20 protein-coding genes are annotated in these 24,427 nt (G+C 65.6%); 9 read left to right on the top strand and 11 right to left on the bottom strand.

Translation table 11 applies throughout. The annotated features are described in order from the left end of the window. Positions 1-40 precede the first annotated feature (40 nt). From Y882_RS04215 to Y882_RS04185, 7 genes are all read right to left on the bottom strand, one after another. Positions 41-1,831 (bottom strand): DUF885 domain-containing protein, encoded by a 1,791-nt coding sequence (locus Y882_RS04215; RefSeq protein ID WP_046970641.1) that lies wholly within the window; start codon positions 1,829-1,831, stop codon positions 41-43. Then, positions 1,828-3,498, bottom strand: a complete 1,671-nt coding sequence (locus Y882_RS04210) for a SulP family inorganic anion transporter (RefSeq protein ID WP_046970640.1) — start codon at positions 3,496-3,498, stop codon at positions 1,828-1,830. Before Y882_RS04210 ends, Y882_RS04215 begins: the two co-directional genes overlap by 4 nt. Positions 3,499-4,070: 572 nt before the next feature. Further along, a complete protein-coding gene (locus Y882_RS04205) occupies positions 4,071-4,778 on the bottom strand; it encodes a helix-turn-helix transcriptional regulator (RefSeq protein ID WP_046970639.1) in 708 nt (235 codons plus the stop codon). 127 nt (positions 4,779-4,905) lie between these two features. Next, positions 4,906-5,535 carry a glutathione S-transferase family protein gene (locus Y882_RS04200; RefSeq protein WP_046970638.1) on the bottom strand — a complete coding sequence of 210 codons (630 nt, stop codon included), beginning with the start codon at positions 5,533-5,535 and terminating at the stop codon, positions 4,906-4,908. A gap of 24 nt (positions 5,536-5,559) precedes the next feature. After that, on the bottom strand, positions 5,560-5,964 hold the full coding sequence (locus Y882_RS04195) for a GFA family protein (RefSeq protein ID WP_046970637.1): 405 nt from the start codon (positions 5,962-5,964) through the stop codon (positions 5,560-5,562). Then, the gene (locus Y882_RS04190) at positions 5,961-6,155 is read right to left on the bottom strand and encodes a hypothetical protein (RefSeq protein ID WP_046970636.1); all 195 of its coding nucleotides are present in this window, start codon (positions 6,153-6,155) and stop codon (positions 5,961-5,963) included. Before Y882_RS04190 ends, Y882_RS04195 begins: the two co-directional genes overlap by 4 nt. 23 nt (positions 6,156-6,178) lie before the next feature. Beyond that, entirely contained in the window at positions 6,179-6,796 is a 618-nt protein-coding gene (locus tag Y882_RS04185; RefSeq protein WP_046970635.1) for a DJ-1/PfpI family protein, read from the bottom strand. 329 nt (positions 6,797-7,125) lie between these two features. On the opposite strand from Y882_RS04185, the gene Y882_RS04180 reads away from it, so the two are divergent. The 7 genes from Y882_RS04180 (at position 7,126) to Y882_RS04150 (ending at position 14,976) form a co-directional block, all read left to right on the top strand. Continuing rightward, a complete protein-coding gene (locus Y882_RS04180; RefSeq protein WP_046970634.1) occupies positions 7,126-8,139 on the top strand; it encodes a class 1 fructose-bisphosphatase in 1,014 nt (337 codons plus the stop codon). A gap of 192 nt (positions 8,140-8,331) precedes the next feature. After that, entirely contained in the window at positions 8,332-9,291 is a 960-nt protein-coding gene (locus Y882_RS04175) for a patatin-like phospholipase family protein (protein WP_244466215.1), read from the top strand. A 101-nt stretch (positions 9,292-9,392) separates the two neighbouring features. Further along, the gene (locus tag Y882_RS04170) at positions 9,393-9,911 is read left to right on the top strand and encodes a hypothetical protein (RefSeq protein ID WP_046970633.1); all 519 of its coding nucleotides are present in this window, start codon (positions 9,393-9,395) and stop codon (positions 9,909-9,911) included. A 67-nt stretch (positions 9,912-9,978) separates the two neighbouring features. Further along, complete coding sequence (locus Y882_RS04165; protein ID WP_046970632.1) at positions 9,979-12,006, top strand: S9 family peptidase; 2,028 nt, start codon at positions 9,979-9,981, stop codon at positions 12,004-12,006. Positions 12,007-12,121: 115 nt separating this feature from the next. Continuing rightward, positions 12,122-12,505 carry a GntR family transcriptional regulator gene (locus tag Y882_RS04160; protein ID WP_046970631.1) on the top strand — a complete coding sequence of 128 codons (384 nt, stop codon included), beginning with the start codon at positions 12,122-12,124 and terminating at the stop codon, positions 12,503-12,505. Between the two features lie 87 nt (positions 12,506-12,592). Next, a complete protein-coding gene (locus Y882_RS04155) occupies positions 12,593-13,489 on the top strand; it encodes an ABC transporter ATP-binding protein (RefSeq protein WP_046970630.1) in 897 nt (298 codons plus the stop codon). Continuing rightward, positions 13,486-14,976 carry a hypothetical protein gene (locus Y882_RS04150; protein WP_046970629.1) on the top strand — a complete coding sequence of 497 codons (1,491 nt, stop codon included), beginning with the start codon at positions 13,486-13,488 and terminating at the stop codon, positions 14,974-14,976. The genes Y882_RS04155 and Y882_RS04150 overlap by 4 nt, the downstream gene beginning before the upstream one ends. Before the next feature lie 27 nt (positions 14,977-15,003). On the opposite strand, the gene Y882_RS04145 is transcribed toward Y882_RS04150, so the two are convergent. Both Y882_RS04145 and Y882_RS04140 read right to left on the bottom strand, forming a co-directional pair. Next, positions 15,004-16,095 (bottom strand): PA0069 family radical SAM protein, encoded by a 1,092-nt coding sequence (locus tag Y882_RS04145; protein WP_082120912.1) that lies wholly within the window; start codon positions 16,093-16,095, stop codon positions 15,004-15,006. Positions 16,096-16,181: 86 nt separating this feature from the next. After that, positions 16,182-18,389 (bottom strand): hypothetical protein, encoded by a 2,208-nt coding sequence (locus tag Y882_RS04140; RefSeq protein ID WP_046970628.1) that lies wholly within the window; start codon positions 18,387-18,389, stop codon positions 16,182-16,184. A gap of 191 nt (positions 18,390-18,580) precedes the next feature. On the opposite strand from Y882_RS04140, the gene Y882_RS04135 reads away from it, so the two are divergent. Beyond that, positions 18,581-18,841 carry a GlsB/YeaQ/YmgE family stress response membrane protein gene (locus tag Y882_RS04135; protein WP_046970627.1) on the top strand — a complete coding sequence of 87 codons (261 nt, stop codon included), beginning with the start codon at positions 18,581-18,583 and terminating at the stop codon, positions 18,839-18,841. Positions 18,842-18,902: 61 nt separating this feature from the next. Here the strand turns inward: Y882_RS04135 and Y882_RS04130 are convergent, their stop codons facing one another. Together Y882_RS04130 and Y882_RS04125 are read right to left on the bottom strand one after the other, a co-directional pair. After that, positions 18,903-20,561 carry an MFS transporter gene (locus tag Y882_RS04130; protein ID WP_046970626.1) on the bottom strand — a complete coding sequence of 553 codons (1,659 nt, stop codon included), beginning with the start codon at positions 20,559-20,561 and terminating at the stop codon, positions 18,903-18,905. A 173-nt stretch (positions 20,562-20,734) separates the two neighbouring features. After that, positions 20,735-22,240 carry a carbohydrate porin gene (locus Y882_RS04125; protein ID WP_046970625.1) on the bottom strand — a complete coding sequence of 502 codons (1,506 nt, stop codon included), beginning with the start codon at positions 22,238-22,240 and terminating at the stop codon, positions 20,735-20,737. Between the two features lie 217 nt (positions 22,241-22,457). Between Y882_RS04125 and acs the strand changes: the two genes are divergently transcribed. Beyond that, positions 22,458-24,398 carry an acetate--CoA ligase gene (gene acs / locus Y882_RS04120; RefSeq protein ID WP_046970624.1) on the top strand — a complete coding sequence of 647 codons (1,941 nt, stop codon included), beginning with the start codon at positions 22,458-22,460 and terminating at the stop codon, positions 24,396-24,398. The last annotated feature ends 29 nt before the right edge of the window (positions 24,399-24,427 follow it).

Here is a 24,427-nt window from a genome sequence, read left to right as displayed (position 1 = left end):
GGTCACGACCCCGGCATGGCCGGGGTCGTGGTGAGGCGGCTTACTTCTTCGCGTCCTTGTCCTTGGCGCAATCGCAGCCGAAATCCGGCGCGGGGCCGCCTTCGGCGATGAAGCGATCGATGCGCTGCTCCAGCACCGGCAGCGGCACCGAACCGATCTGCAGCACGGTGTCGTGGAAGTGGCGGATGTCGAACTTCGAACCCAGCGCCTGCTCGGCCTTCTGGCGCAGCTCCAGGATCTTCAGGTAACCGAGCTCATAGGACAGCGCCTGGCCCGGCCAGCTGATGTAGCGATCCACTTCGTTGGCGATCTCGCGATCGGACAGCGCGGTGTTCTGCGTCATGAAATCGATCGCCTGCTGGCGCGTCCAGCCCAGGTGATGGATGCCGGTGTCGACCACCAGGCGGCACGCACGCCACATCTGGTAGGTCAGATAACCGAAGCGGTCGTAGGGCGTCTTGTAGATGCCCATCTCGTTGCCCAGGTATTCCGAATACAGGCCCCAACCCTCGCCGTAGGCCGAGATGTAGCCCTCGCGACGGAAGTCCGGCTGGCCGTGCTGCTCCTGTGCCAGCGCAATCTGCAACGAATGACCCGGCGCCGATTCATGCAGCGTCAGCGCCGGCATGTTGTACAGCGGGCGCGACGGCAGATCGTACGTGTTCACCAGATAGGTGCCGGCACCACCGCGGCCGGAGGTGTAGTACGGCGCGATATCCGCCGGCACCGGCACGATCGCGAAGCGCTGGCGCGGCAGGCGGCCGAATTCCTTGCCCAGCTGCGCGTCCACCTGCTTGGCCACCCACGCCGTGCGCATCAGCAGCTCGTCCGGCGTCTTGGCGTAGAACTGCGGATCGGTGCGCAGGAAGTGCAGGAAATCGTCGAAGCTTCCCTTGAAGCCCGTCTCCTGCATGGTCTTGACCATCTCGGCGTGGATCTTCGCCACCTGCTCCTGGCCGATCTTGTGGATGGTGTCCGGATCCAGATCGAGCGTGGTGTATTCGATGATCTGCTGGCGGTAGAACGCCTTGCCATCGGGCATCGCTTCGGCGGCCAGCGTGGTGCGCGCCTTGGGCACGTAATCGTTGCGGTAGAAGTTGAGCAGCTTGGCGTAGGCCGGGATCACCTTGCCGCTGATCGCCTTCTTGGCGGCATCGCGCAGCTTGATGGCGTCAGCGTTCGGCACGGTCGAGGGCATCTTCTCGAACGGCTTGTAGAAGCTGCTCTGGGTCGGGTCCTTCAGCTCCGATACCGAGCTGATCGACGCATCGCGGCCCTTGAGCACTTCGCGCGGCACGGTGAAGCCGCGTGCCAGGCCGTCGCGCATATTGTCGATCTGTTGCTGGAAGTACGCCGGCACCTGGTTGAGGCGATCGATGTAGTGCTGATAGTCCTGCGTGGTGCGCAGATGATCGCCTTCGAGCACGTAGCCCAGATCGCTCCAGAACGCCGAGTCGCTGTTGAACGGCATCTGCCACTGCTTGAACTTCTGCGCGGCGAGCAGGTTCTGGATCTGCGCCCGATACACGGCGTAGTTCACCTGGCCTTCCGGCGACAGCTGCTTGGCGTCGATGCCATCCAGATCGTTGGACACCTTCTGCCAGTAATCCTGGCGCTTCTGCTGGTTGGCCGCATCCACGTTGTCCAGGCGCGAGCCATTGGGCTGGGCCTCGCCCGAGCTGGCAATGCCGGACTGGCCATTGCGCCACGCCCACTCCTGCTCGTAGATCTGCTTGAAGCGCGTATCGGCGTTGGTATCGGCCCAAGCCGGTGCGGCCAGCGCGAGCGTGGTGGCCGCGGCCAGCCAGGTGGTGCGTAGAGCTTTCTTCACTGCGGGTTTCCCTTTGCCAAAGAGGTCGTGAGCGGCGATGCCGACACGGCATCCTCCACGCTCCAGTCATCCAGCGCCTGTGGCGGAAGCTGGGGTAGCGCCATCCGGGACAAGGCGTCCCGGGCGTCGCCCTTCAATCGTGCCACGCGCAGCTCGATGCCACGAGCGGCCAGCCAGGTGGCGAAATCGGCCAGGGATTCGAGCGAGGTGCCATCCAGGTCCGGGCTTTCCTCCAGGCTCAGCACCACTCGGCGCAGCTCATGGCCGGCTTTGACGCGCTCGCGGGCCTGGGCCAGCATGGCCTCGGCGTTGGCGAAGAACAGCGGTTCCTCCGGCCGCACGATCAGCATGCCGGGCACCTGCAGCGCCTCGGGATGCTGCGCCATGTCCACGAAATCGTGGCCTTCGGCCAGTCGGCCCAGCACGCCCAGCCGCGGCGTGGCGAGCTGGCGCAGCAGCATCACCAGGCTGAAGGCGATGGCAAACAGCAATCCATTGAGGATGCCCAGCGACAACACCGCCACCACTGCCGCCAGCAGCACCAGCCGGTCGCGTTGCCAGCGGAAATACGGCGCGAACACCGACACCCGCAGCGATTTGCTCACCGCGTGGATCACGATGGCCGCCAGCACCGGCTGGGGGATGCGCTCGATCCAGCGCAAGGCCAACCACACCAGCACCAGCACGCTGGCGGCGCCGATAAGGCCGGCGAGGCGTGAACGCGCACCCGCCGCCTCGTTCGCCGAGGTGCCGGAATATCCTGCGCCTACCGGCATCCCGTGCAGTGCGCCTGAGATGACATTGGCGACGCCGAGCACCAGCAGGTCGCGGTTGGGATTCACCGTGTCGCCATGCTTCAGCGCAAAGCCGCGGATGGAGCTGTAGGACTCCGCATAGAGGATCAACAGCAGCGCCGCCGCCAGCTCCACGCTGGGCAGCCATTGATCACTGCGTGGCCACGTCGGCCAGGCCAGCTCCGCCGCCAGCTGGATGGTTCCCGTCAACGCCACGCCATGCGCCGCCAACCAGGCCGATGCCATCACGCCCAGTGCGATGGCGACCAGACTGCCCGGCAGTCGTTGGATGCGCTCGCAGGCGAACAGCAGCAGCAACGCGACCACACCGGCACCCAGCGCCGCCGCATTCACCTGCGGCAGCACCCTGGCCAATTGCACGATCAGGAGCGGCACGAAATCGCCGTGCACGCTCGCCACGCCCATGAGATGCGGCAGCTGCTTGAGCGCGATGACGCAGGCCAGCCCGAAGGTGTAACCGCGCAACACCGGGCGCGCGATCAGATGCGACAACCCACCCAGCCGCGCCGCGCCAGCCACCAGAAAACAGCCACCCGCCAGCACCACTAGCGTCCCTGCCAGAGCGAGCCGCGAGATGCTGTCGCCACCGGACAGCGCCATCGTTCCCGCCGCCAGCACAGCCGCCGACGACGACGTAGCCGACACGATGGCGTAGCGACTACGCCCCAGCAGCCAATACGTGGCCAGGCCCACAAACAAGGCGATGACGCCCGCCTGTGGCGGCAGGTTGGCGATGCCCGAATAAGCGACCGCTTCGGGTATCAGCAGGCCGGCAATGGAGAGGCCGGCGATCAGATCGAAATGCCAGGTGGGTGGCGCTTTGGCTACGACGGTTGGGTTTGTCGTGGGCATGGAGCGCCTCCGGCGTGGATGGGAGGAGGGTAGCGGATTGGGAAGAGGGTTCGTCGCCCATGATCCACCCGCGCCCAAGCCCTTCTGTAGGAGCGCACCCTGTGCGCGACAACCTTCCGAAGCGGTGCACCTCAGCGTGGCAGTCGCGCACAGGGTGCGCTCCCACAAGGGCACGGCATCACGGCTCTTGGCTCTCGAGGGTCCCCGTATGACGCGGCGGGCGGGTGGAGGAAAGCCCGAAGGGTGGCCGCATGGATGCGGCCAGTTTTTCGACAGGACAAGGATGTCCTGTCGAAAAACCCCGGAACCCGCACGCGCACCTGGAGGGNNAGCAAAGAAAAGTGACCCGGCCTCCGGCAGGAGGTCGGAAGCCCGCGGCAGGCGAGCCAGATCGCGATATCGCGACAACCAAGCGCAAAGTCACTGGATGACCAGCCATTCGGCTGTTGAGAATCGCCTCCTGCCTTCGCAGGAATGACGAGCAAAAGAAGCTAGCGTCACCACCGCACAATGAGGCTAGATTGGCCCCTCACCCCAGCCCTCTCCCCGCAGGGGAGAGGGAGTAAAAGGCGTCAGCTCTCCATCCCCTCGTAATACCCCCGCATAGCCTGCAAATAGGCGTCCAAATCACGCCCTTGCACACCTTCAAACCGCTCCCCCGTAATCGAACACCCCTGAATCCGATCCGGCCGGAAATTGCGAAACCCCACGCGCAGCCGGCACCAACTGCCCAAGGTCCAGGCACCACCCCAGAATGCCAGACACAAGGGCTCCACCTCGCGCGTACTGGTGCGGCCAGCTTCATCGCTGTATTCCAGGCGCAGCACTTGGTTGTCCGTGATGGCCGCATTGAGCCGGTCGATCAGCGCCGCGAAATCGGTCTTGGTCTGATCGCGCCAGATCGGCGCATAGATGCGTGTACGCGTAGAGCGCTCGCGCAGCTCAGCCGGCAGCACGGCTTCGATCTTCAGCAGCGCGGCCTGCGCGCTCTCGGCCAGCTTCTGCCCGGCGAAGGCACGCACGAAGCGCGTGCCAACCACCAGCGATTCGAGTTCGTCGGCGGTGAACATCAGCGGCGGGATGTCCGAGCCTTTGCGCAGCACGTAGCCGACACCGGCTTCGCCCTCGATGGGCACGCCGGAGAGCTGCAGGTCGGCCACATCGCGATACACGGTGCGCAGCGATACACCGAGCGTGCCGGCGAGCTGGCGCGCCTGCAGCGCGGTACGGCGACCCCGCAAGGCGTGGATGATGAGGAACAACCGGTCGGCGCGACGCATCCGTGGATGATGGCGGAGCGGCGCGCCCGCGAACAGCGCCGGGAGTCATGGTTTGCCCGGTGGCTCACGTCAGGTCCACTCAGCGTGATCCCAGCGAGGGCCACAGCAAACGGCCGGCCATACACTTTCACGCCGCCTGCGCTTCCGCCAGGGTCGCGTCCAGTTCCGCTGCACGCTGCATGGCCGGCCGCGACATCACGCGAGCCACATAGGCGCCGATCACCGGCACTTCGGGGATCAGCTTGAACATCGTCATCCAGTGCAATGCGCAGCCCCACAGCACATCGACCGCAGTGAAGCGCTCGCCCAGCATGTAAGGGCCACGCTCCAGCTGCGCCACCAGCGTGCCGAACATGGTCTCCCAGTCGCCATAGGGGCAAGTGGACGGCGGCACCGCCTCGCGCTTCAACGCGCGATCCACCGCGGCCGGTTCGAAGCACGAGCCGTAGAACACCATCCAGCGCAGATAGGGGCCACGCAGCGGATCGTCCAGGCCAGGCGCCAAACCCTTATCCGCGTACAGATCGGCGAGATAGAGATAGACGGCCGGTTGCTCGGTCACCAGTTCGCCGCGATGCCAGATCGCCGGCACCTTGCCCATGGGATTGACCGCCGTGTACGGCGTTTCGCGCTGCTCGTTCTTGCGCAGGTTGAGCACCTGCATGTCGTATTCGACGCCCAGTTCTTCCAGCAAGGCGCGGGCGCCGCCGGAGCGGCTATTGGGTGCGTGGTAGAAGGTGACGCGTGAGGTGGTCATGGCATGTTCCCCGCTGCGTGATGCTCAGAGATGGCTGGTGATGGCGGGCGCGTTCCACCAGTTGTTGTCGCGCCCGTCGGAATAGCGCACAGGTGCGGCCGCCCACTCCTCGTCGCTCACGTCATCGAGGCAGGCCACGTTGACGGAGACGAACTCGCCGCCGATCTGTTCCACATAGCCGCGGTGGAACGAATGCGTGCCGCAATGGCGACAGAACAGGTTGTGCGTGCTGTCGGTGCCGAAGCGGTAGTCGACCAGCGCGTCTTCGCCGCTGAGCACGCGAAACGTCTTGAGGTCGGCCATCGCGCCCCAGAAGCGCAGCTTGCGGCAGATCGAGCAGTTGCAGCGTCCGGTGCCGGCGGACAGGTCCAGATCCGCTTCGTAGCGGACGGCGCCGCAGTGACAGCTGCCGTGATAGGTGCGAGTCATGCGCGTGCTCCACGCAGCGGGCGCGGCGTCAGCGGCACGCGCTCGGCAGCGACCTGCTTGCTGACGTCTTCCTTCTTGCCCGCTGCCGGTTCCGGCGTGGTGACCGGCAGACGGTATTGGCCATCCATCAACAGCCCGCGCAAATACAAGGGCCGGTATGCCATCAGGATCTTTCCGATCGACAGTGCCATGACATTCTCCTCGTCGCGTTCGTTTAGGCCGCCACGGCGGTGGCGGCGTCGCCCGCGCACCACGGCGGCGGCAGGGCGTGCTTGAACATGCGGTACCAATGTTCGCGATCGCTCGGGTTGTAGAGGTCGAGCGTGCGGATTACTTCGCGGGCAAATTCCACGCTGCCCAGCTGGCTGGCGGTGATCACGCCCTGGTCGCTCACGGCGAGCGCGTTGGCGTCGTACTGCTCGGCGCCAGCGTAAGCGGGCACATGCGTGCCGATGTGGCCCGGCCAGCTGCCGGTATGACGGCAGGCATCCAGCAGCCCGGCCCGGGCCAGCACCAGCACACCACTATCGACGGCCGCCACCGGCACACCGGCCGCGTGCAAGCGACCCACGGCTTGCACCACCTCATCGCCGTAGCCGTGTTCCCATAGGTAACCGCCCGGGACGATCAACAGCGCCGCGCGGCGCAGGTCCAGCTCATCCAGGGTGAGCTCGGGCACCACCCGCAGCCCGGCCATGGAAAGCACCGGCTGCATGGAAAAACCCACCGTCTTCAACTGCCAGTCGCCCGGCCGGCGGATCTCGCAGAGCGCATGCGCCGCATGCCAGTCCGCAAACCCGTCGAACGCCAGGAAATACACCGTATCGCGCATGAGAGTCCCTCCTTATGACGGAGGCCAGTGTGGTTACCCCCTGCTGCCAACGTGTTGTCAGTAGGGACGCCTCGCCGCCCCTCTTCACCTGTGGGAGCGCACCCTGTGCGCGACAGGCGCCTGGGCGCTTCCTCGAAGACCGGTTCTGGCGGGGCGCTCGGGCGCCTGTCGCGCACAGGGTGCGCTCCCACAACCGGGGGGCGCCCCTCCAACGTGGCTTGTCCGAAAAGGTTTTCAGCACCGATAGATGAACCAACTGGTCACACTTTGAGCTGACAAGTATCGATATCAACCGGGACAATAGGCGTCCCTTTGCTTGCGGGTTCGCCATGAAGTCCATTTCGCTCATCCAGTTCCTGATCGAGGAACGTCGCGCCGGCCGCATGAACGCCGAGCTGTCCCTGCTGATCGAAGTGGTCGCCCGTGCCTGCAAGCGCATCGCGGTGGCCACCAACAAGGGCGCCCTGGGCGGCGTGCTGGGCGAGGCGGGTACCGGCAACATCCAGGGTGAGGCGCAGAAGAAGCTGGATGTGATCTCCAATGAGATCCTGCTCGAAGCGAACGCCTGGGGCGGACAGCTGGCCGCCTGTGCCTCGGAGGAAATGGAAGATCCGCAGCCGATCCCCGACATGTATCCGAAGGGCCATCACCTGCTGTTGTTCGATCCCCTCGATGGCAGCTCCAACATCGACGTGAACATTTCCGTCGGCACCATCTTCTCAGTGCTGCGTTGCCCCGATGGCATCACCGAACCCAAGGCCGAGCACTTCCTGCAGGAAGGCACCACCCAGCTGGCCGCCGGATACGTGGTGTACGGTCCGGCCACGGTGCTGGTGCTGACCTTCGGCCACGGCACGCACGAGTTCACGCTCGATCGCGAAGTGGGCAGCTTCATCCTCAGCCGCCGCGACATCCGCATCCCGGAAGAGACCGCCGAGTTCGCCATCAACATGTCCAACCAGCGCCACTGGGAAGCGCCGATGCAGCGCTATATCGGCGAGCTGCTGGCCGGCAAGGACGGCCCGCGCGGCAAGGACTTCAACATGCGCTGGGTCGCCTCGATGGTGGCCGACGTGCATCGCATCATCACCCGCGGCGGCGTGTTCTTCTATCCGCTGGACGCCAAGATCAAGTCCAAGGGCGGCAAGCTGCGCCTGATGTACGAAGCCAACCCGATGGCCTTCATCGTGGAGCAGGCCGGCGGCGCCGCCACCACCGGCCGCGAACGCATCATGGCCCTGCAGCCCACTGGCCTGCACCAGCGCGTACCGGTGTTCCTTGGTTCGAAGAAGGAAGTGGAAGTGGCCACGCACTATCACGTCGAGGCGGACGCGGCAGGCTGAGCGCCACCACCTTCACCCTCGTCATCCCGGCGCAGGCCGGGATGACGAGCCGTTTGCTGACCATTGCACAACGCGCGCAGCAATCGGCCATCGTGCCGCCCTCTGGCGGTCGTACACTCGCTCGCCAGTGACCGGCCCGCCGAAGGATCAGCGGGCCGACCCTTCCTCTACGAGCCGCCCGCGCCCATCGACATGACGTCCACCCGTAGCTCCACGTCCCGTTTCGGGACTCGCCCCTTCCTGCCCCTGCTTGCCTGCCTGTTGCTGTCCGGTTGCTTCGGCAGCACCAAGCCCACGCCGCCGCCTGCGCCGATCGCACCGCCGCCGGTGGTGAAGCTGCGCATTGGCCTGGCCTTGGGCGGCGGTGCGGCCAAGGGTTTTGCGCATATCGGCGTGATCAAGATGCTGGAGGCCAATGGCATCCGCCCCGATGTGGTGGCCGGCACCAGCGCGGGCAGCGTGGTCGGCGCGCTCTATGCGAGCGGCATGGACCCGTTCCAGCTACAGGAGACCGCCATCGCGCTCGACCAGGCCAGCCTGCGCGACGTGCGCCTGTTTTCCGGTGGCGTGGTGCAAGGGCAGAAGCTGCAGGACTACGTGAACACGCAAGTGAAGAACCGGCCGCTGGACAAACTCAACGTGCCGTTCGCCGTGGTGGCGACGCAACTGGAAACCGGTCAGCGCACGGTGTTCGTGCGCGGCAATACCGGCCAGGCCGTGCGCGCCTCCAGCAGCGTGCCCGGCGTGTTCGAACCGGTGGAGATCAGCGGCAAGCATTACGTCGACGGCGGCGTGGTGAGTCCGGTGCCGGTGGATGCCGCGCGTCAGCTGGGCGCCGACGTGGTGATCGCGGTGGACATCTCCAGCAAGGCCAGCGGCAGCAATCCGCAGGGCATGATCAATATCGTCGGCCAGTCGATCAGCATCATGGGCCAGAAGCTCGGCGAGCAGGAGCTGGCGCGGGCGGACATCGTGATCCGGCCCAAGGTGAACCAGATCGGCGCCGCCGACTTCGAACAGAAGGACCAGGCCATCATGGAAGGCGAGCGCGCCGCGCTGGCGGCGATGCCGGCGATCAAGGCGAAGATTGCCGCGATACAGGTGGCGCGACAGCAGGCGGCCAGCACTACCGCAACGACGGCTGCGCACTAGCCCCAGCAGTTTCTCCCACGGCTGTCCAGACGGCCATCCGGACGATTGGCCCCCGAGGCGGCGGCGCGCTAGCTTGCGCGCGGGGAAAGCCAGGGGGTTTCATGAGCGCGTGCAGCCAGTGCGGCAAGTCGATCCTGTTCGGTGGCCGGCAACTCGACGGCCGACGTTATTGCAGCGCGGCCTGCGCCCAATCCCATCCGCTGCATCTGGCCGCCGACCAGGTGCCGCAGGACATCCTGCAGCGCCAGGTGAGCGAGTGGCGCCAGTCGCGCTGCCCACGCTGCAAGCGCCAGGACGCGGCCATCGACGTCTACGAACACCACCGCGTGCATTCGCTGCTGCTGATGACGCAATGGAGCACGCGCCGCAGCGTGTGCTGCCGCCGCTGCGGCCGGCGCGATCAGCTGCTGAGCACGCTTTACTGCCTGGGCTTGGGCTGGTGGGGTTTCCCGTGGGGTCTGCTGGTCACGCCGGTGCAGATCATTCGCAATATCGTGGGCCTGTGCCAAGGCGAGCCGCCGCGGCCAACCACCGCCTTCGAACAGATCGTGCGCCGGCAGATCGCCAGGCACTATTTCGAGGCCCAGGGCCCGCTGCCGTCGTTCTCCGCACAGCGCTGAGCGACTTGGCGGCGCGCGGCTTCGCCTGCTAGCGTGTGGCATCCCCACCGCAATCCAGGCGTTCGCCATGCAACACCCTGCCCGTCTGCTGCTGCCCCTGCTGGTGGCGGCGTTTGTTCCCGGCCTCCATGCGGCAACCCGCACCGATCCGCGCATCGAACAATTGCTGAGCGACCTCGGCAAGACGCGTGCGATCAGCGCCGTGCAGCTGTCGCCCGACGGCAACCAGCTCGCCTGGGTGGTGCGCACGGACGGCAAGGACGCCATCGAGGTGGCCAATGCCGACGGCAGCGACGCCCATCGCATCGGCGTCGCCAAGCGCGGCGACTGCAATGAGACCGATCCGGCGTGGGCGCCCGATTCGCATCATCTGGCCTTTCTTTCCAACTGCGCCAACGGCGGCAAGCAGAAAGACCTGCTGGTGGTCGACATGCAGGCCAAGGAATCGCCCAAGCACATGGCCTCGCTGCCCGGCGTGGCGCAGGGCCTGAGCTGGGCGCCGGACGGCAAGTCGCTGGGCTTCCTCTATGTCCCCAACGGCACGCGGCGTGCCAGTGCGGTGTACGCCGCCAAACCCGCCTCGGGCGAGATCGGCGTGGACGGCATGGAAGTGCAGCGCGTGGCGAGCGTGGATGCTGCCGGCGGCAACGTGCGCCTGCTCACGCCGGAAAGCACGTACGCGTATGAATTTGCGTGGTCGCCGGACAGCCAGCGCATCGTCTTCACCGGTGCGCCGCCGCCGGGCGACAACAACTGGTGGGTCGCCAAACTGTATGTGCAGAACGCGCAGGTCGATGCGAAGGCCACGGCGATTCTTGATCCGGCGACCTCGAGGGGCTCGCTGCATGGCCTGCAGATGGCCTTGCCGCGCTGGTCGCTTGATGGTCAGCGCATCGTCTTCATCGGCGGTCTGATGAGCGACCAGGGTTCCACCGGCGGCGATCTGTACGCGGTGTCCGCCAGCGGCGGCGAGCCAGTCAATCTCACCCCGAACACGCACGTGACGCCGGCCTGGTTTGCCTGGAGCGGCGCGCAGCAGTTGCTCGTCGCGCAGGTCAGCAATGGCCAGAGCCAGGTGGCCGAGTACGCCATCGATGCGGCCAAGGCCGCGCCAACGCGCGTGCTCTTCACGCTGCCCGCCACCATTGGCGACGGCAGTGCGGAGATGGCGCTGTCGCTGTCCGCCAATCGCGGCAAACTCGCCTACGTGCAGAGCTCGTATACCGAGGCGCCCGAAGTGCACGCCGGCGCCTTGAGCGAGACCGCGCCGCCGGCTGTCACCCGCTTGAATACCGCGCTCAAGCCGCAATGGGGCAAGGCCGAATCGGTGGAGTGGGATAGCGAAGGCCGCCACGTGCAAGGCTGGCTGCTATATCCGGCCAATTACGATGCGAAGAAGTCGTACCCGATGATCGTCACGGTGCACGGTGGTCCGTCGAGCGCGGTGATCCCGCGCTGGCCGCGCATGGGTTTTGCGGGTGAGCCGTTCTCGGCGCTGGGCTACTTTGTCTTCATGCCCAATCCGCGCGGCAGCTTCGGCCAGGGCGAGGCGTACGTGCAGGCCAATCGCAAGGACTTCGGTCACGGCGACCTGCGCGACATTCTTGCCGGCATCGACACCATCGAAAAGAAACTGCCCGTCGACGACAAGCGCCTGGGCCTCACCGGCTGGAGCTACGGCGGTTTCATGAGCATGTTCATCCCCACCCAGACGACGCGCTTCCGCGCCGTGGTGGCGGGCGCAGGCATCTCAAACTGGCAGAGCTATTACGGCCAGAACCTGATCGACCAGTGGATGATCCCGTTCTTCGGTGCGTCGGTGTATGACGACCCGCAGGTGTACGCCAAGAGCTCGGCGATCAACTTCATCAAGCAGACCAAGTCGCCGACCCTGATCGTGGTGGGCGATCGCGATGCCGAATGCCCGGCGCCGCAGTCGTTCGAGTACTGGCATGCGCTGCGCGCACAGGGCGTGCCGACTTCGCTGGTGGTGTATCCGAACGAAGGCCATCACTTCGTGGATCCGGATCATCAGCGCGATGTGTTGCAGCGTGCCTTGCTGTGGTTCGAGAAGTATCTGCCGGCGTCGAACTGAGTCTCGCCGCACTGCCCAAAGCCTGAGCCGCCGATGTCCGCATCGGCGGCTTTTTTTGTGCCCCTGCCATCCGGCCTATTGCATCGGACCCAAGTGTATTGTTGTATTAATACACATGGATGCCTCGATGTTCGCCATACAACCCAGCTCCGCCGAGCCGATCTACCGGCAGATCGTGGAGCAGCTGCGCCGCCTTATCGCCGGCGGCCAGCTGGCGAGCGGCGACCTGCTGCCTTCCGTGCGCGATGTTGCAGGTTTTCACGCGATCAACCCGATGACGGTCTCGCGCGCCTACGGCATGGCAGAGACGGAAGGCTTGCTGGAGCGACTGCGCGGCAAAGGCATGGCGGTGGCCGTGACCACCCGCAGCACGGCCACGCAGGCGCAGCGCATGGCGCTGCTGGAGGCGCAGCTGCAGGCACTGGCGCGCCATGCGCGCGAGCTGGAACTGCCGGGCGACGCCGTGCTGCGCCGGTTGGGCAAGCTGCTGGACGAATGAGATGGGCGCGAAGGGCGACCCGTCCCTTCGCATCGCCGGCGGCACCGCGCCGCCCGGTTCAACAAGCGTCTGACGTGAGGTAGTCCGATGAATGCCGTACTGCGATCGATCAACGACAAGCATGCCGCACCGCTGGCCGTGCGTGGCCTCTCGCATGGCTACGAGGATGGCCAGGTGTTGTCCAACGTTGATCTGGCGATGGAACCGGGCAGCGTATTGGGCCTGATCGGGCGCAACGGCGCCGGCAAGTCCACGCTGATCCGCGCCATGCTCGGCCTGCTGCAACCGCACGCCGGCGAATGCACAGTGTTTGGCGAAGCGGCGCTCAAGCTGTCCGATCGCAGCAAGGCGCGCATCGCCTATGTGCCACAGCAGCCCGACGCCCTGGCGTGGCTGAGCGCACGCCAGATGCTCGATTACGTGGGCCGCTTCTATCCCACCTGGGATGCGGCCTATGCCAGATCCACGCTGGAGCGCTGGCTGATATCGCCGAACAAGCTGCTTGGCAAACTTTCGCCGGGCGAGCGCCAGCGTGTCGACCTGATACGCGCACTCGCTTCCCGGCCCGAGCTGCTGGTGCTCGATGAGCCGGCCGCCGCACTCGATCCGGTGGCGCGTCGCGATCTGCTGCGCGAAATTGCCTTGCGTGCTGGCGAAGCCGGTACAACGGTGCTGTTTTCCACGCACATCGTGTCCGACCTGGAGCGCGTCGCCTCGGACATCGCCTTTCTGCATGAAGGCAAGCTGCTGCTGCATTGCGCTGTGGACGAAACCAAGGAGCGCTTTGCGCGACTGTGGCTGCCTGCCGCGATGTCGGCCGCAGCGCCGGCGCAGGTGTTCGGGCGTCATCGTCATGAGGACGGCAGCCTGAGCCTGGTGGTGGAGCGCGATCCGAACGGCCGCTGGCCCGAGGCCGCGTCATTGCCGGGCGCGCGCATCGATGCGCTCGGTCTGGAAGATCTTTTCGTGGAGATCGCGGGATGACCATCCAAGGCATGTTGATCGCACCCTGGTATGCCATGCGCCAGACGACGCGCTGGATCGTGCTGGCGATCAGTGTGCTGCTGGCCGCTGGCGCCTGCGCATTCGCCCTGTTCGGCCTGCACGGCGCGGAGCGCGTCTATTGGGCGCCAATCACCGGCATGCTGGTGGCGACGGGCGTGTTCATGCTGACCCTGTTTGGGCTGTCGCCCTGTCTGCTGCTGGCCATCGACGGCAGAAAGATGCGCCTGCCCCGCGTGGAACATGAAGCATCCGGCGCGGTGCTGCTATACGGTGCCTTGCTGGTGGTCGTGCCCAGCGCGGTGATCGGCAGTCTGGGCGGCTACATCTTGAACGTGATGGCGGCGCTGGCCGCTGCCGTGACGGCAGGACTTGCCATGGCGCTGCTGCCGCGCGTCCTGAGTTTCTTCATCTGGTTGTTGCCGGCCGCGTTCAACATGCTGCAGCCGGTGTTTCATCTGCCGCGCCCCGTCGAGCCGGGCTTTCCGTCGTTGGGCGGTTCCCTTGCCCTGGTCTTTGCCTTGATCGCGTTGGGCTGCTGGCGTCGCGTCGCGCGCTCGGATCAGCCATACGGCGGCATGGGCGCACCGATGATGATGCAGTTCGGTGCTGCCTCACGCGGCGGCTGGGGCAGCTGGGGCGGCGCCGGTGTCGATGCCAGCACGCTTATCCGTCGCAATCCGGCATGGCTGCAGCCGCGCGTGGAGTTGCGCCAGAGCGGCCCGGCGCATCCTGTCACGAGTCTGCGCATCGGACTCGGCGGCGTGTTCGCACCGCTCACCATGGGTGGGCGCGCCATGCAGCTGAGCATCGTGCTCGGTGCAGCGCTGTTCTTTGTCCTCCAGCTTGGCGTGCAGGCGGCGCAGCGTCATCCGGGCCACTTCAGCGAGAGCTTTGTGCACAGCGGCCTGGTCGGCATGCTGATGTGGGGCGTGGGCTTCGGCGGAACCATGCTCGCACTGCTGCCGATCGCCCAGCTGGTGCAGCGCTGGATGAAGCAGAACGCCGAGTTGCCGCTACTCGCACTGATGCCGGGCCTGGGCGATGCCGCGCACGTGAAGCGTCGCCTGTTGTGCGCCTCGCTGCTGCCGCCGCTGGCCGCCCTGGCTGGGCTGATGGTGTTGGCGCTGGTGCTCGCGACCTTGCTGCACGCAAGTGCGATCGGCACCTGCGCACTGATGCTCACGCTCTGCGGCGCGATGGCCTTCGTCACCGCCTTCGTGGTTTCCGTGCTGGGTGGTCGCCCGCTGGGACGCTGGTCCAGCATCGGCCTGTGCCTGTTCGGCTATGTGCTGTTCTCGGTCAGCATCATGGTGCCCCTGCTGAGCTCCGGCGACCAGGTGCATGGCTATGTCGCCTGGTTCGTGGGTGCGTGGGGTGTGCTGCTTGCCGTGCTCGCGTGGCTGGCTCTGCGCGGATGGCGTGGCCTGGCCCAACGGCCGCATCCGTTTCTGGCCAACTCCGTCTGACGCGAGCCCTCAACGAACGACAGCGATTCAGAACAGCTGACCTTGCGGCGACGGCTTGCGTGGCGGCACGAACTTGGTCGTATCCAACTGCAGCTCGCGGGCGCGGCCGAAGCCGTGCTTGCGGCAGGCCACGTCGAAGCGGCGGCGGATCAGGTCGGCGAACACGCCCTGTCCGCGCATGCGCGTGGTGAAGTCGCTGTCGTAATCGCGGCCGCCGTGCATCTGCTGCACCAGGCTCATCACATGGGCGGCCCGCTGCGGCACGTGCAGCGCCAGCCATTCGCGGAACAGCGCCTTCAGTTCATAAGGCAGGCGTAGCGTGGTGTAGCCCGCGCAGGTTGCACCGGCATCGGCGGCTTGATCGAGCACGGCTTCCATGTCGCTGTCGTTGAGCGCGGGAATGATTGGTGCCACCAGCACACCCACCGGGATGCCTGCCTCGCGCAGCGCGCGCACGGCCTGGATTCGCCGGTGCGGCGCGCTGGCGCGCGGTTCGAGTTTGGCGGCGAGATGGTTGTCCAGCGAATTGATGGAGACGAATACCTGGACCAGGTTGTCGCGTGCCATCGGCGCGAGTATGTCGATATCGCGTTCCACCATCGCGTTCTTGGTGACGATGGTGCACGGATGCCGGCACTCGGCCAGTACTTCGAGCGCAGCGCGCGTGAGTTTCCAGCGCCGCTCGATGGGCTGATAAGGATCGGTGTTGCTGCCGATATTGATCGGGCTCACCGTATAGGAAGGCCGCGCCAGCTCATGGCGCAACACCTCGGCAAGATTGCTCTTGGCGCGCAGCTTGGTCTCGAAATCGAGTCCGGGCGAGAGGTTGAGATAGCTGTGCGACGGGCGGGCAAAGCAATAGATGCAGCCGTGCTCGCAGCCGCGATACGGATTCAAGGCCTGGTTGAAATGGATGTCCGGCGAATCGTTGCGCGTGATGACGCTGCGCGCGCGTTCTTCGGTGACCTCGGTGCGCGGCCGCGGGGCCTGCTCGTCGAGCAGCAGGCTTTGCCAGCCGTCGTCCTCGGCGTGGTGGCGGATCGACTCGAAGCGTCCTTCCGGGTTGGAGGCGGCGCCTCGGCCCTTGAGCGCTTGGGGAGGGATGAAGGATTCGGCCATGCGGGAAGTTTGCGCCTGGTGGGTCTCAGGTGGCGCGACATCTTGGCGAGGCCTTCGCATGTTGTGGTCGCGCACAGGGTGCGCTCCTACAAGGGTGCCAGTTGGCTTTTCAGTGCGTTGCCCATGGCGTTCAGGGGATAGCGGTTCAGTTGGTCGGACATCTCGGTGAATACCGGCGTGGAGATGGTCCAGCCCATGGGGATGGGGTAGTTGCCTGGACACAGGCGGAAGTGCCACAACATGTCGCCATTCGATGGATCGGCGGCATCGGGGCGCAACGCATTCAACAGTTGTACGCGCGCGTAGTCGCCCCGCGCGCTGCGTGTATCGAGCAAGGCGTCGAGCGGAGCGGTCGCCTCGCCTCGAACATGCGCGGGCATGGCGCCGGGTACGGCCGGACACGCGGCGGAATAGAACGGCAGCGGGTGGCTGGCGTCGTGTTGTTCGATGAAATCACTCATCAGCGGATCGTTGCTGATATGGATCACGATGAAGCGCATCGACACGCCGTGCTGCCTGGCCTTGCTGCGCAGCAGGTGCATCAGTTCGAGCAGGGTGGTGGTGCCTGAGTTCTCGAAGTAGCCACCATCAACCAGCTGCACGCGATCGGGCACGGGCGGGTTTGCCAGATGCGCCTCGAGCGTGCCGGCCGGGCTCACATAGGTGAAGCGCGCGCTGTTGAGCACGACTTCGCTCAGCGGCACCCGTGGATCGAGCCAGCTCGAACCGTCCAGGCCCGCGGTCCACGGCTGGCGTTGGGGCGTGGCCATCGGCTGGAAGGGATGCTGGATGAAGCGCTTGCCCTCGGCCACCGTCGTGCTGTTGAGGAATAGTGCCGGCAATGACGGCGTGACCTGGGCTCCCTCGTAGAGTCCGGAAAACGCTTGCTCGAAGGCGGGCATGCCTTCCTTGCGTGCCGCCGATTCCCAGGCACGGGTCAGCGCACGCGCGCGATCGTCCAGCCAGGCGCCGGGCAACCAGCGCTGGGTGAAGTCGACGAAAAACGTGTTGGCCAGCGTCGGTGCGAGAAAGTCGTGGCTCAGCATGCGCTGCGCGCGCGGTTCGAGCGCCGAAGTGTCCAGTGGATGCGCTTGCGCCAACGCGCTCACATAGACGGCCAAACCAAGACTGCCGCCGGAGACGCCGCTCGCACCGAACAGATAGCGTGCAAACAGCGGCTCGCCGGTTGCCGGCTGTCCCTGTTGCGTGATCGCCGTGAGGCGACTGAGTACCTGCGCCGTCCACGCCGCGCCGCGGATGCCACCGCCTTCGGCAGAGACGAGAATGACCGGGCATGGCGCATGGCTGGCGCAGCGATCCTGGATCCACGCATCGGCATAGGCATCGAAATTCGGCCGTGAATCCCGCGGCTGCATGGCAGGACGCTCATGCGTGCTCATGCCGGGATACTGCCGCACCTGATGGTTGTCGTTCAGATGCAGCCAGTGCAGCGACGCGCTGAGCAGCAGCAGCAGGCTCAGCAGCGGCACGCCGCGCCGATCGCCAATCATGCACAACAGGCCACCGCTGTAGCAGAGGAAGGTGGCGGACAGCAGCAGGATGGCCAGGGGCCCCATACCGTCGAGCAATTCAGGCATGAACGCGATCAACACCGTGGCCAGCACGTTGAGCGTCACCACCACGACGTACATGATCACCGCGAAGCTGCCGAGGTCACGCACACGCCACACACGTCTCTCATCGCGTGGACGCGCATGTGGCGCGGCCAGTCGCGGCATGCGGCGGCTCAAGGCGCTCCACAGCCGGCGGCGGGTGGTGAAGAACACGATGAAGAACGCCGACTCCGCCAGCAGTCCCAGCGCCCGCCAGCTGCGTTGTGCGCAGTGTTCGGTGATGCCGCACGGCCCATGCGGCAGCTTGGCCAGGGCGAGCACATAGCCAAGGCACACCAGCAGTGGCACCGACGCGCCGAGCAGCCGCGGCAACCAGTCGCGCAGGAAGGCCGCGCGCTCGTCCTGCAGGGCGGGCCAGCGTGGATAGCGCAGGCGATAGGCCTGCCGGGCCGCATGCCACATCGCCAGGCCTGCCAGCGCGCTGCAGAGCAGCAGGGCGAGATAGCGCGCCACGCTGGGATCCGTCCACAGTGCGATGAGGAAGAGTTCGGCCGCCTGATCGACGCCGACCGCCACCATCACGGCTACCGCCAGCACCAGCAACGACACGCGCACGGGCTTGAGATGATCGAGCACCAGGGCCGTCCAACCGAGCAGCCGGCGCCAGCGGCGGCGGATGGTCGGCTTTCGCGGTGCCGTTGCCTGTTCGATGCCGGGCATGCGCTGTCCTCCACCTGCCGTGGGTCGCAGCAAGCATAGTAGGCCGCGACGTTGCGCTCACCCGTGACGGCCTTCGCATGCACGTTTCGCCGACGTCGCCGACTCGACGCTGAAGGGAAGATCTTGCGTCACGCCTGGGCGACGCCCCGCTGTGGATACTGCGCGCAACGCCTCAGGGCAAGGAGTATGCGATGACCGTCGAAGGCCTGCTCATCTTCCTGCTGATCGGCGCCATCGCCGGCTGGCTGGCCGGGTTGATCGTGCGCGGCTTTGGTTTCGGCCTGCTCGGCAACATCGTGGTCGGCATCATCGGTGCGTTCTTTGCCGGATGGTTGCTGCCGCGGCTGGGCGTGCATTTCGCCGTGGTCAGTCCGTTCGTCAACAGCGTGCTGCATGCCTTGATCGGCGCGGTCGTGTTGCTGGCCATCGTCGGCGTGATACGCAGCGTCTGATTCGCGCAAAGGAAAGGCGCGGCGGTTGCCCGTCGCGCCTTTTGTTTGCCACCCGCTGGACTCAGCCGCGGATATCCACGTCCTTGGTCTCTCGCAGGAACAACAAGCCGATGAAGAACGTGGCAACCGCCACGATGATCGGATACCACAGGCCGTAGTAGATATCGCCCTTCCACGCCACCAGCATGAAGCCGATGGTCGGCACGAAGCCGCCGAACCAGCCATTGCCGATGTGGTAGGGCAGACTCATCGAGGTGTAGCGGATGCGGGTGGGGAACATCTCCACCAGCCATGCCGCAATCGGTCCGTACACCATGGTCACGTAGAACACGAGGATGGCCAGCAGCACGATCAGCATCGGGTAGTTGCTCTTGGCCGGATCGGCCTTCTCCGGATAGCCCGCCTCCTTCAACACACCGGTCAGTTGCGCGCCGAATGCCTTGTTCTGGTCGGCAAACGCCTTGCTGTCCAGTGACGTGCCTTCGAACGAGGAGATCGTGCGGTCGCCAATTTTTACCTCGGCGATGCTGCCGGGCTCGGCAGCGACGTTGGAGTAGGGAATGCCCTTTTTCGCCAGCGCACTCTTGGCCACATCGCACGAGCTGGTGAATTTCGCCTTGCCCACCGGATCGAACTGGAAGCTGCAGCCATTGGGATCGGCCACCACCTTTACCGGCGACGTGGCGGCTGCCGCTTCGATGGCTGGATTGCCGAAATGGGTAAGCCCCTTGAAGATCGGGAAGTAGGTGAGCGCGGCCAACAGGCAACCGGCAAGCACGATGGTCTTGCGGCCGATGCGATCCGATAGCCATCCAAAGAACACGAAGAACGGCGTGCCGATGGCCAGACCCGCAGCGATCAGCAGGTTGGCCGTGGTGCCGTCGATCTTCAAGCTCTGGGTGAGGAAGTACAGCGCATAGAACTGGCCCGTGTACCACACCACGGCCTGACCGGCCGTTGCACCCAGCAGCGCAAGGATCACCAGCTTGAGGTTCTTCCACTGGCCGAACGCTTCCGTGAGCGGTGCCTTGGAGTGCTTGCCCTCGGCCTTCATCTGCTGGAACACCGGCGACTCGCTCAGCTGCAGCCGGATGTAGACCGACACGATCAGCAGCAACAGCGAGATGCCGAACGGAATGCGCCAGCCCCAGTCGTCGAACTTCTCGGTGCCCAGCCACAGGCGCAGGCCGAGGATGACCAGCAGCGAGAGGAACAGGCCGAACGTTGCGGTGATCTGGATGAAGCTGGTGTACAGGCCGCGCTTGCCTTGCGGTGCATGCTCGGCCACATAGGTCGCCGCGCCGCCGTATTCGCCGCCGAGCGCCAGACCCTGCAACAGCCTCAGCGTGATGAGGATCACCGGCGCGGCCACGCCGATCGCCGAGTAATTGGGCAGCACGCCGACCAGGAAGGTCGACAGGCCCATGATGATGATGGTGATGAGGAAGGTGTACTTGCGACCGATCATGTCGCCCAGGCGACCGAACACGATCGCGCCGAACGGACGCACCGCGAAACCGGCCGCAAAGGCCAGCAGTGCAAAGATGAATTGACTGGTTTCGTTGAGCCCGCTGAAGAAGTGCTTGCCGATGAGCGCGGCGAGCGAACCGTAGAGGTAGAAGTCATACCACTCGAACACGGTGCCCAGGCTGGAAGCCAGGATGACGCGGCGGTGGCCGGTGTCGAGCGATCCCCGCATATCGACGGCGGTCGTAGCCATGATGTAGCCCTCAGTTTGTGACGCCCCATCGGACCGATGAAGGCGGTTTCAAGGTGCAACTCGCTGGAGCGGCGGTGGCCTCTCGCTGCGTCTTTCTCGATCCGGTTCGGGCGCCTCCCGTCGCCCCACCCGGTGGTGGCGGCGGCAACGCCGTGGCGTGCCGCCGTCGGTGCCTAGAACTTGTACATGCCGCTGAAGCTGACCTGGTTGCCGTTGACGGTCTGGCTCGAAGCCGAATTCTTCAGCTGGTAACGCAAGTCGTCGTAGATCCACTCCACCCCAAGCTCGTAGTTACCCGAGGCATATTGCAGGCTCAAGGCAGACATGTTGTTGCGCAGGAGTCCCACGCCCGGCGCAGCCGCGGTGCCGGCGGCGGTCCAGGCCATCACGTCGTCGCGGTTGGGGCGCGCGGCGGCATAGAAACCGTTGACGCTCCACTTGGGCGTGAAGTTGTAGCCGGCCTGCACGAAGCCACCCGATTCCTTGATGTTGCCGAACTGGGACATCGCACCGAAGATCTCGCCCAGCGCCTTGCCGGTGTAGATCAAGCCCTTCAAGGTCCACGGACCGGGCTTCCACTGGCCACCCAGGTCGTAGCCAACGCTGTTGAGCGTGTCACGCGGCGGCTTGGGTGCGATGTCGCCCACACCATGCAGATCGATTTCGGAGTAATGCGCGGTGAGGTAGGCCAACCAGTCCTTGCCCTGCGCATGCAGTCGCGCTTCCACCTGCGGATTGAAATGCGCCGCGCCGCCGTTGAGGTAATTGGTGGTCACGTTGCCCGCGGGGTTTTGCGGGCCGCTCCAGTTGCCCTCGAGCACGGCCACATCGAAACGCCACTTCACGCCGTCCGAGCCGTGGTTGAGGTCCTGCATCACGATCACGCCCGGATAGCGCCAACCCACGATGCCCGAGCCATAGCCCAGCGGGAAGGCGATATGCGAAAGTGAGGTCGGCGTGTTTTCCAGCGGGAACATCAGATCCCACATCTGGCCAATGCGCACCGTGGTGCCCCAGGTGGGATTGTTGATGTCCATATAAGCCTGGCGCAGTCGTGGAACCGGTTGCTGACCGGCATAGGCGCCGGTCCCGTTGTTGCCGCCGAAGAAGTCCATCTCCAGCCGGCCGCTGCCGTTCCAGTTGTCGTTCAACTTGGCGCCGGTGAAGTCCAGCCAGAAGCGCGTGTTGCGCACATCCGCGCCGCTGAGCGATCCGGTATAGCCGTTGGCCTTGTTGGCAGCGGTCGGAGGCGCGGGAATCTCCGCGTTCTGGCCGTTGCCGTAATTGATGAAGGTGCGGTCCTGGCCGAACACCGTGGCATCGATAAAGCCATGCAGCGCCACCGACAGCCCCGGCGCGGTGGTGAACTGCGGCTTGGGCGCCGCCTCGACCTTGGTGGAGGTCGCCTGCGCCGTGGTCTGCGCTTGCGTGGCGGCCACCTGTGCCTGCTGCGCCGTCTGCGTGGCCTGCGTGGTGGCGGCCTTCTGTTCCTGGATCATGGCCTTCAGTTCGGCCAGTTGCTGTTCCAGCTGGTTCACACGCTGCTCTAATTGTTGTTCGCGCGTGCTGCCTTTGCTCTTGGTGGTGCTTTGCGCGTGGGCAGCCAGCGGCAGGCTCAGCGCGCAGGCAATGCTGAGTGCCAGCACGGCATGGCGGCGGGCGGTGGTGGTCAATGTCATGGCAGGCCTCCCCAGGTCGATGACCACCCGAGCATGTCCATGCTGCAATGCGGACGCCTATTCACCATTGGTCGAACCTCGACCAAAGTCGAAAGTGGGGCGAAACGTATCGATCACCGGCCAGCCGGTACACTCGGTCGTTATCGCCGACCGTTGGTGCGGCGGCGGCATTCAACGCATTGAGGAGGCCGGCTGGGCCGGCCGCAGGAGCCCCACGATGACCAAGCTCTACCCCGTCAAACCCGATTTCGCCGCCAAGGCGCGCATCCGCAAGGACGATTACCAGCGGCTCTACGCCGAGTCGGTGAAGGATCCGGAGGGTTTCTGGGGCAAGGTCGGCCAACGCCTGCAGTGGACCAAGGCGCCCACCAAGATCAAGGACGTCTCCTTCGACCCCAAGGACTTGCACATCCGCTGGTACGCGGACGGCGAACTGAACGTCGCGGCCAACTGCCTGGACCGCCACCTGGCCGAGCGCGGCGACAAGACCGCCATCATCTTCGAAGGCGACGACCCGAACGAGTCGCGCCACATTACTTATAAGGAACTGCACGCCGAGGTGTGCAAGTTCGCCAACACGCTCAAGCACCTTGGCGTGGCCAAGGGCGATCGTGTGGCCATCTATATGCCGATGATCCCCGAAGCGGCCGTGGCCATGCTGGCCTGCGCGCGCATCGGCGCGATCCATTCGGTGGTATTCGGCGGCTTCTCGCCAGACTCGCTGGCCGGCCGCATCGCGGACTCCGCCTGCAAGGTCGTGGTCACCGCCGATGAAGGCGTGCGCGGCGGCAAGAAGATTCCGCTCAAGACCAATGTGGACGCCGCGCTGGAGCGCCCCGGCACCAACAGCGTGGAAACCGTGATCGTGGTGCGCCGTACCGGCAGCGCCGTACCGATGCAGTCGCCGCGCGACCGCTACTACCACACGCTGATGGAAGGCCAGTCCGCCGACTGCCCGCCGACGCCGGTGGAAGCGGAGCATCCGCTGTTCATCCTCTATACCTCCGGCTCCACCGGCAAACCCAAGGGCGTGCTGCACACTTCGGGCGGTTACCTGGTCTATGCCGGCTACACGCACGAGCTGGTGTTCGACCTGCGCGAAGACGACGTCTACTGGTGCACCGCCGACGTGGGCTGGGTCACCGGCCACAGCTACGTGGTCTACGGCCCGCTCTCCAACGGCGCCACCACGCTGATGTTCGACGGCGTGCCCAATTACCCGGACACCAGCCGCTTCTGGAACGTGGTGGACAAGCACAAGGTGACCTTGTTCTACACCGCGCCCACCGCCATCCGCGCACTGATGCGCGAAGGCGAGGGCCCGGTGAAGAAGGCCTCGCGCGCATCGCTGCGCCTGCTGGGTTCGGTGGGCGAACCGATCAATCCCGAAGCCTGGGAGTGGTACTACCGCGTGGTGGGCGACGAACGCTGCCCGATCGTGGACACCTGGTGGCAGACCGAAACCGGCGGCATCCTGATCACGCCGCTGGCCGGCGCGATCGACGCCAAGCCCGGTTCCGCGACGCTGCCGTTCTTCGGCATCAAGCCGGCCATCGTCGATGCCAGCGGCGCCGTGCTCGAAGGTGCGACCGAGGGCAACCTGGTCATCACCGATTCCTGGCCGGGCCAGATGCGCACGGTCTACGGCGACCACCAGCGTTTCATCGACACGTATTTCAGCGCCTATCCGGGCAACTACTTCACCGGCGACGGCGTGCGCCGCGACGAGGACGGCTACTACTGGATCACCGGCCGCGTCGACGACGTGATCAATGTGAGCGGCCACCGCATCGGCACCGCCGAAGTGGAGAGCGCGCTGGTGGCGCATCCCAAGGTGGCCGAAGCCGCCGTGGTGGGCGCGCCGCACGACATCAAGGGCCAGGGCATCTACGCCTTCGTCACGCTGGTGGCCGGCGAGCAGGGCAGCGACGAACTGCGCAAGGAACTGGTCGCCTGGGTGCGCAAGGAAATCGGCCCGATCGCCACGCCCGATTTCCTGCAGTGGGCGCCGGGTCTGCCCAAGACGCGCTCGGGCAAGATCATGCGCCGCATCCTGCGCAAGATCGGCGAGAACCAACCGGACCAACTCGGCGACATTTCCACGCTGGCCGATCCTGGCGTGGTGAAGAACCTGGTGGACGAACGCCTCATCAAATAATCAAACCCACATGTAGGAGCGCACCCTGT

The sequence above is a fragment of the Dyella japonica DSM 16301 genome, assembly GCF_001010355.1.
GTDB lineage: Bacteria > Pseudomonadota > Gammaproteobacteria > Xanthomonadales > Rhodanobacteraceae > Dyella > Dyella japonica.
The sequence above is the reverse complement of the archived record's forward strand: the minus strand, read 5'-3'. Positions and strand labels throughout refer to the sequence as shown.

Coding starts and splice junctions, on each gene's coding strand:
- Y882_RS04130 (WP_046970626.1), bottom strand. CDS start 20,561: ATGGCTACGACCGCCGTCGATATGCGGGGATCGCTCGACACCGGCCAC.
- acs (WP_046970624.1), top strand. CDS start 22,458: ATGACCAAGCTCTACCCCGTCAAACCCGATTTCGCCGCCAAGGCGCGC.
- Y882_RS04155 (WP_046970630.1), top strand. CDS start 12,593: ATGAATGCCGTACTGCGATCGATCAACGACAAGCATGCCGCACCGCTG.
- Y882_RS04180 (WP_046970634.1), top strand. CDS start 7,126: ATGAAGTCCATTTCGCTCATCCAGTTCCTGATCGAGGAACGTCGCGCC.
- Y882_RS04210 (WP_046970640.1), bottom strand. CDS start 3,498: ATGCCCACGACAAACCCAACCGTCGTAGCCAAAGCGCCACCCACCTGG.
- Y882_RS04165 (WP_046970632.1), top strand. CDS start 9,979: ATGCAACACCCTGCCCGTCTGCTGCTGCCCCTGCTGGTGGCGGCGTTT.
- Y882_RS04140 (WP_046970628.1), bottom strand. CDS start 18,389: ATGCCCGGCATCGAACAGGCAACGGCACCGCGAAAGCCGACCATCCGC.
- Y882_RS04175 (WP_244466215.1), top strand. CDS start 8,332: ATGACGTCCACCCGTAGCTCCACGTCCCGTTTCGGGACTCGCCCCTTC.
- Y882_RS04200 (WP_046970638.1), bottom strand. CDS start 5,535: ATGACCACCTCACGCGTCACCTTCTACCACGCACCCAATAGCCGCTCC.
- Y882_RS04150 (WP_046970629.1), top strand. CDS start 13,486: ATGACCATCCAAGGCATGTTGATCGCACCCTGGTATGCCATGCGCCAG.
- Y882_RS04135 (WP_046970627.1), top strand. CDS start 18,581: ATGACCGTCGAAGGCCTGCTCATCTTCCTGCTGATCGGCGCCATCGCC.
- Y882_RS04205 (WP_046970639.1), bottom strand. CDS start 4,778: ATGCGTCGCGCCGACCGGTTGTTCCTCATCATCCACGCCTTGCGGGGT.
- Y882_RS04160 (WP_046970631.1), top strand. CDS start 12,122: ATGGATGCCTCGATGTTCGCCATACAACCCAGCTCCGCCGAGCCGATC.
- Y882_RS04190 (WP_046970636.1), bottom strand. CDS start 6,155: ATGGCACTGTCGATCGGAAAGATCCTGATGGCATACCGGCCCTTGTAT.
- Y882_RS04125 (WP_046970625.1), bottom strand. CDS start 22,240: ATGACATTGACCACCACCGCCCGCCGCCATGCCGTGCTGGCACTCAGC.
- Y882_RS04195 (WP_046970637.1), bottom strand. CDS start 5,964: ATGACTCGCACCTATCACGGCAGCTGTCACTGCGGCGCCGTCCGCTAC.
- Y882_RS04170 (WP_046970633.1), top strand. CDS start 9,393: ATGAGCGCGTGCAGCCAGTGCGGCAAGTCGATCCTGTTCGGTGGCCGG.
- Y882_RS04145 (WP_082120912.1), bottom strand. CDS start 16,095: ATGGCCGAATCCTTCATCCCTCCCCAAGCGCTCAAGGGCCGAGGCGCC.
- Y882_RS04185 (WP_046970635.1), bottom strand. CDS start 6,796: ATGCGCGATACGGTGTATTTCCTGGCGTTCGACGGGTTTGCGGACTGG.